A 5,846-nucleotide genomic window follows, 5' to 3' on the forward strand; every position below is an offset into this window, starting at 1 on the left:
CTCCCGCTTCTCGCTCGATTCCTCCCTGTGCAGAGATTCCCTAGGTGACCGTCGGCTAAGGGAGGGGCAGGCGATGATAGAGATGAATTGTGATGTGCTGGTCGTTGGCTCCGGCGGAAGTGGGGCGGCGGCGGCCGCTCACGCAGCCGAGAGTGGCGCGCGGGTGCTCCTGATCAGCAAGGATCCGATCGCTTGCTCGGACAGCAAGATTGCGCACGGCATCGTCACGGTGCGCGGGGTGGCTGACTCGTCGGATACGGTGGCAGCCCTGCAAAGCAATATGAGGCTCTCCGGCGACGACATCAACGATCCCACACTTACGCGTGTATTCGCCGAGGAGACGCCCGAAGCCTATGACTGGCTGCGTCGGGAGGGACTGCGGCCGGATTTCAGTTCCGGCCGTCCCGCGACCCTTGGAACCCCGATGGGAGGGCACAGCCACGATCGCTCTGTTAGGCATCGCAACCGTGGGATCGACTACGCCCACTCGCTCACGAACGCAATCGGGCACGCACCACAGCTCGAGACGCTTGAAGACGCGTGGCTGCTCGATCTTGCAGTGACGGAGAGTGACGGACGACGACAGATTTGTGGTGCGCTCGTCTACCACGCTTCGGAAGGAAGGTTCATCGGCGTTCGCGCACCGGCCATCGTGCTCGCCTGTGGTGGCGCGAGTACGCTCTATTTTCCGAACACGGACACCATGCGAGGCAACACGGGAGACGGCTATGCGGCGGCGCTTCGTGCGGGCGCCGAACTCGTCGATATGGAGCAGGTTCAATTCCTGCCCTTCGCGGCACCTCAGCCGCGTTCGCATCAAGGGCTGTTGATGGGAGAGCCCGTGATGGCGGGTCCGCTCGGCGTGGTACGGGACGCGACCGGCAAGATTATTCTGAACGAGGTGATGTTGCGTACCCGCGCGGATGCGGCCGCAGCGATCGCCGTGGCGGTTGCCGAGGGAAGAGGCACGGAGCATGGCGGTGCCTGGTGGGATCTCACGCCGAACATGCAGGGACGATCGGGCGCGCTCTTCAAGGCGATCATGGAGCGTGGGATGGGTGAGATCCTGGATACCGTGCGGGCTTCATCAGGCCATGCGGCAGCCAACCTCGAAGCACCCTGGGAGGTGCGCCCGACGGCCCACTACTTCATGGGCGGCATCAGCGTGGGGGCCGATTGCCGGGCTATCGGTGACGCACCTGTGGGTCTCTATGCTGCCGGGCAGGTGATGGGCGGACTGCATGGTTCGAATCGGCTCGGCTCGACGTCGTTGGCAGAGTGCCTGGTCTTCGGCCGCATCGCAGGTCGCAGCGCTGCCGCACATGCGGCACGCACGTCGATCAACGCGGCGGAGGCGGGTCTCGCCCTGGGCCGCCTGCAGAAGGAACACGAAGCACTTCTGGGCCGCATCGGCGAACGCCACCCCATCGAAGCGGTGCGCACCCTGCAACGGGCGGCTTGGGAGGGATTGGGTCCGGCACGCACGGAGGAGTCGATCTGCAGGGCTCGGGACACCATCGCGGAACTCGAAGTAGCGCAGCATGTGCTGGCGATCGAAGGCGATATGCTCTGGAACCAGTCCTTCATCGATGCGATCGAGCTGCGCAACATGTTGATCACAGCTTCAGCGGTGGCGGAAAGCGCCGCGAACCGTGAGGACACCGTCGGTGCCCACGTCCGCATCGATCACCGCAACCCGCCCGCGACCCCCTACTCGATCGCGGTGCGGCTCAGGGCCCAGGGCTTCACGCTCGAACGAGTCGCTCGCGAGCCCACGCCCCTGCGCGAGCGACTTCGCATAAAGCTCGGCTTCCTGGTGCGTTTTGCGTTCTTCAAACTCTTGCAGAGGTTACCGATACGCGTGCGAGACGAGTTGCTCTTTCGGATTCTCCGCAAGGCGGCCCCTGCCGATGTCGTTGCGAAGGTGGAAGCATGAAGGTCATTATCGAACGAAACCGGCGCGGTGACCGAAGTGAGCGTGAGGTCGAGTTCCCGACAACGGATTCGCGTGAACGCCCCACGGCCCTCGACGTGCTGATCCATGCCCAGGAAGGAGAGTTACCGGACCTCGCCTTCCGCTATGGCTGCCGGAACCGTCTCTGCGGAATCTGCACCATAGAAGTCAACGGCCGACCCCGGCTCGCCTGTCGGACAAAGCTCCGTGAAGGCGATCGGCTGAGTGGTCTCAAGACGCTGCCGGCGGTGAAGGACTTCGTGCACCGCCGCGACGGTATCAATCGGCAACTTCGAGATCGATTGCCCAACGCCCCCGGAAATCCAGACGGCAATCCTGAACCCGGCTACCATAGCCTCAACCGCTGTATCGAGTGCTATGCCTGTCTCGATCGATGTCCCATGCACGAACGAAACTTCGACGGAGAACTGCCCGGGGCGGACGAAGCCTCTCCCCCCGCCGATGGTTATCGCCACGGCAACCCCTACAGCCTGTTGAAATTGCAGCGCGTGCAACACGACAACGCGGCCGGGCCCGGCGAGTGCGAGCAGGCGTTACAAGCGGCTCTCGACCTGGGGCTCGAGTCTTGTGTCGGCTGCAAGGGCTGCCGATGCGGAGTGGGGATCGACTTGATGAAAGAGGTCATCACCCCGCTGTTGGAAAAAGCCGATTTGAAGAGCTGAGCATCCACACCACTCTGTCGCCCGACGCGCTGCTAGTGATGGTCGTGACCACGTTGCTCATGCTCCGCTTCGGACCATGAGCTGGAAACGAGAGCCGTCTACTTCCAGGCCACTCTTGGGAAGAGCCCGGCGTTGGTGCATGGACCCTGCTCCCTGAGTCGCCCAGAGGCAAATATTCGCTCGATCGTCCGCCCGTGAGCGAGGATAGGCTCGGCAATAGCCGGCGACTCAGGTGATCTGGTCACTGTCGCCGGCCGTCAGGTACCAGCTCGACGGGTCGATTTCGGGATGAAGCACGCCTGGCGGTGCCGAGACGGCATACCGCAAGGGGCTGGATCGGTCGAAGCCTGGCATCGACTTCAGGTCCGTCGAGAGCGCGACCATCGCCACAAGATCCGCGCCGAGCTGACGCGCAGCGCGAGACAGCCCGCGCACGATTCTCCTCCCAGTCTCGTCATCGTTCTCTCGGAGATAGAGATCCGCGAGCACAAGTGCATTCAGACCTCCGGCGCCACACCAGGCCACCCCGAACACGCCAGTGATCTTGTTTCCGGCTCCGCGTATGGAGAGCACGCCTGCACCTTGGAACGGGTGCTCCAAGTACCGCCAGCGAAGCGTGTCGACGCTGCGGATTGGACACACGGCATAGCGCGACTGCACCGCATTGAGGAAAGGAGCGAGCTCGATGAGACTCTCAGATGTCTCGACATGCGATCCTGGGATCTGATTCTCTATGAGATCCAGGCGCGGCAGAAGTGCCGGCGGCCTCCGCCAACGTGGTCCGACGCGCAGTTGCTGCGCGCTAGCGCGTAACACCGCGCGCGCGGTGCGCGCGACGCTCATATGCCGCACGAGCCCCGGCACCTCCCGATAGCCGCGGTGCAGGTACATGCCATGCGCCACTTCGGTCGAAAACGGCATGAGGCGCGTGGCGTAAGCCGTCTCGAACGCTTCGAGCAGCCGACCGCCAAAGCCTTTACCACGTAGCTCCGCATGCAGATGCACGTCCATCGCGTACGCAGCGGGCACGTGTTCGCCCTCGACCAGCAGCGTGACTGGCTGGGCGCCGAAGACGCCTAGCACGCGATCACCTTCGCCGACGAGCCAGAGCCGCGGGGCATCCGTCGCGTGTTCTTCGGGAAGGGCGCGCTCGTACTTCCACTGGAAGAGCGCCGCATCGTGTCCCCACTGGAGTCCATACTCTGCCGCGAACATCAGCAGCGCGTCGCGATCGGCAGGCTCGTAGAGTCTGATATCCATTGAAGAACGGATAGGGTACGTCTCGGACCTCATGCTCGCAACACGCTTCCGCCCATATACATGGAGGCAGGTTCCGCTGCTAGTTGTGCCGAGCCTTCGAGAGCCATGTTCTGGAGTGGCGTTGGTGCATGGACCGAGGCACGGCAACAGCTCAGGCATTTCAGTGATCTTCTTCAGGAACCAAGTGCGAAGGACTCTGGCATTCCGAGGCCCGCTAGCCGATTCGGGACATTGCAGGCAATCCCCGCCTCCGCCTTCTGCGACTCTGGATGACGAGCACGGCGTCTATCGCGAAGAATCGATTCGTATCTGAAGAAGGTATTCTCCACTCGGGCCTGGTGATGGTGTCATAGGCCGTGCCCGCAGTGAGGCTTTCGATGTCACCCTCTATGCTAACGATGAGAGCAAGAGCGGCCTTCGCGTCGTCAGCACTTCCGTGACTCAAAGCCTGAGCGACGGTTCCGCCCGTTCGATCAACGTAAGCGGTGGACGAACTGCATCCTCGGTCAGTCAGGGTTGAGCGCGGCCCGATTGAGATTCTGCGGGAGCAGAGCATCGAGTTGATCCAGCGAGGTGAGCGTCGGCAGCACCTCGAACAGGTGTGCCAGGTAACGGCTCGGTTCGAGTCCGTTGGCCTTCGCCGTCTCGATCAGCCCGTAGAGGTTCGCGCTGGCTCGTGCCCCGGCCACTGGCCTCGCTCCCGTGCAGACGATCGAGCGGATATCTGCCTCTGGGTGACTCAGGGGCCAGGGTCCATGCACCGACGCCGCTCTCAATCCTGAGTTGGCTTTGCGTGCGTCAGAACTTTAGGATGACCCGATGCCGAATTCCGCCCACGGCGACCCGCAAGAGCCCGATCGCCTCTATGCACCCATCGGATCACCCTATTCGATGAAGATGCGGGCGCTGCCGCGCTACCGCTGGATTTCCCATCACGTGATGGGGCTCATGTCCGACGGGCAGCAGGCATTTTCGCAGGTGCGTATCTCAGTGATGCCCGTACTCGAATTTCTCGATCCGCTCCCCGATCGATGGGGCTGTCATTCCCCACTTCGAGCCTGGAGCTGATGCAGGGTTCCGGCAGGGACCGGGCCGGGGGCGCCATCGTCTGGGGCTTCGAAGCTTCTCCTTTTCTTCTGAAGCTCGAATCAATGCTGCGCTTTCACGAGCGACCCTTTCAAAGATTGCCCGCGGAGGGCGGCTGGGGCGAGAATTTCCGGACCCTCTTGCGGCTGGAGGGCGCGAAACGTGCGGGGCGAGTGCAGCGCTATCCGCAGATGGACGCCGGACTGGACGAGTATCCGTCGGTGCCCTTTTTGAGCGAAGACGGCCAGCACTTCCACTACGACTCGAGTGCATTGGGCCATTGGCTAGATGATCGATCGAGCGACGATCATCCGCCCCTCTTTCCGGAAGAAGTGAGGCTGCGATTCATTGCGCAGCTGATCGACGAGGCCTTCGACGAATACGGTCTCTATATGGTTCATCACATGCGGTGGGTCGGCTCTGCAACGGACACCACCATGGGTGAGCACACCGCAAGAGAGATGGAGCCTCTGGTCACCCGGCTCATCGCAACGCTGCTTCGCAAGCAATTGCCCCGTCGCCAAGTCCGGCGCTGCCCCTACCTGTTCAGCGTCGCACCGCAAGGATACGCCGCCGACGTCGAGCCCGCGCGGGTTCCTCCATCTCGACCCGGCTTCCCGCCGACACACGATCTGCTCGATGAATCATGGTGCGCGTACCTGGCGGCCATGGAATCTTTGCTGGAGGCCCAACTCTTCATCTTGGGCGATCGATTCAGCATCGCCGATGCCAGCGCCTATGGTCAACTGAGCATGAACCTGATCGACCCGAGTGCAGCGCGGGCGCTCCGGCAACGAGCGCGTCGCACATACGCTTGGCTGGTTGCGATCCGGGACGGCGAACATGTCGGTACACACGGCCGA

Annotated in this window: 6 protein-coding genes; 4 read left to right on the plus strand and 2 right to left on the minus strand. The window is 62.8% G+C overall.

What is annotated here, in order from left to right:
* The first annotated feature begins 73 nt into the window (after window positions 1-73).
* Both GY725_25465 and GY725_25470 read left to right on the plus strand, forming a co-directional pair.
* Window positions 74-1,936 carry an FAD-binding protein gene (locus tag GY725_25465; GenBank protein ID MCP4007543.1) on the plus strand — a complete coding sequence of 621 codons (1,863 nt, stop codon included), beginning with the start codon at window positions 74-76 and terminating at the stop codon, window positions 1,934-1,936.
* Window positions 1,933-2,637, plus strand: a complete 705-nt coding sequence (locus GY725_25470; GenBank protein MCP4007544.1) for a 2Fe-2S iron-sulfur cluster binding domain-containing protein — start codon at window positions 1,933-1,935, stop codon at window positions 2,635-2,637. Before GY725_25465 ends, GY725_25470 begins: the two co-directional genes overlap by 4 nt.
* Before the next feature lie 228 nt (window positions 2,638-2,865).
* Here GY725_25470 and GY725_25475 read toward each other — a convergent pair whose 3' ends face one another.
* Window positions 2,866-3,897, minus strand: coding sequence for a GNAT family N-acetyltransferase (locus tag GY725_25475; protein MCP4007545.1), 1,032 nt, complete (start codon window positions 3,895-3,897; stop codon window positions 2,866-2,868).
* Window positions 3,898-4,403: 506 nt separating this feature from the next.
* Window positions 4,404-4,586 carry a transposase domain-containing protein gene (locus GY725_25480; GenBank protein MCP4007546.1) on the minus strand — a complete coding sequence of 61 codons (183 nt, stop codon included), beginning with the start codon at window positions 4,584-4,586 and terminating at the stop codon, window positions 4,404-4,406.
* Window positions 4,587-4,716: 130 nt separating this feature from the next.
* Here GY725_25480 and GY725_25485 point away from each other — a divergent pair, with 130 nt between their 5' ends.
* Together GY725_25485 and GY725_25490 are read left to right on the plus strand one after the other, a co-directional pair.
* Window positions 4,717-4,965 carry a hypothetical protein gene (locus GY725_25485; GenBank protein ID MCP4007547.1) on the plus strand — a complete coding sequence of 83 codons (249 nt, stop codon included), beginning with the start codon at window positions 4,717-4,719 and terminating at the stop codon, window positions 4,963-4,965.
* The coding region (locus GY725_25490; protein ID MCP4007548.1) for a glutathione S-transferase domain-containing protein at window positions 4,965-5,846 on the plus strand (882 nt) is incomplete at its 3' end. The genes GY725_25485 and GY725_25490, both read left to right, overlap by 1 nt.

The organism is bacterium, assembly GCA_024226335.1.
GTDB lineage: Bacteria > Myxococcota_A > UBA9160 > SZUA-336 > SZUA-336 > JAAELY01.

Excerpts from the sequence above, each read along its gene's own strand:
- GY725_25465 (MCP4007543.1), top strand. The coding sequence starts at position 74 with ATGATAGAGATGAATTGTGATGTGCTGGTCGTTGGCTCCGGCGGAAGT.
- GY725_25470 (MCP4007544.1), top strand. The coding sequence starts at position 1,933 with ATGAAGGTCATTATCGAACGAAACCGGCGCGGTGACCGAAGTGAGCGT.
- GY725_25475 (MCP4007545.1), bottom strand. The coding sequence starts at position 3,897 with ATGGATATCAGACTCTACGAGCCTGCCGATCGCGACGCGCTGCTGATG.
- GY725_25485 (MCP4007547.1), top strand. The coding sequence starts at position 4,717 with ATGCCGAATTCCGCCCACGGCGACCCGCAAGAGCCCGATCGCCTCTAT.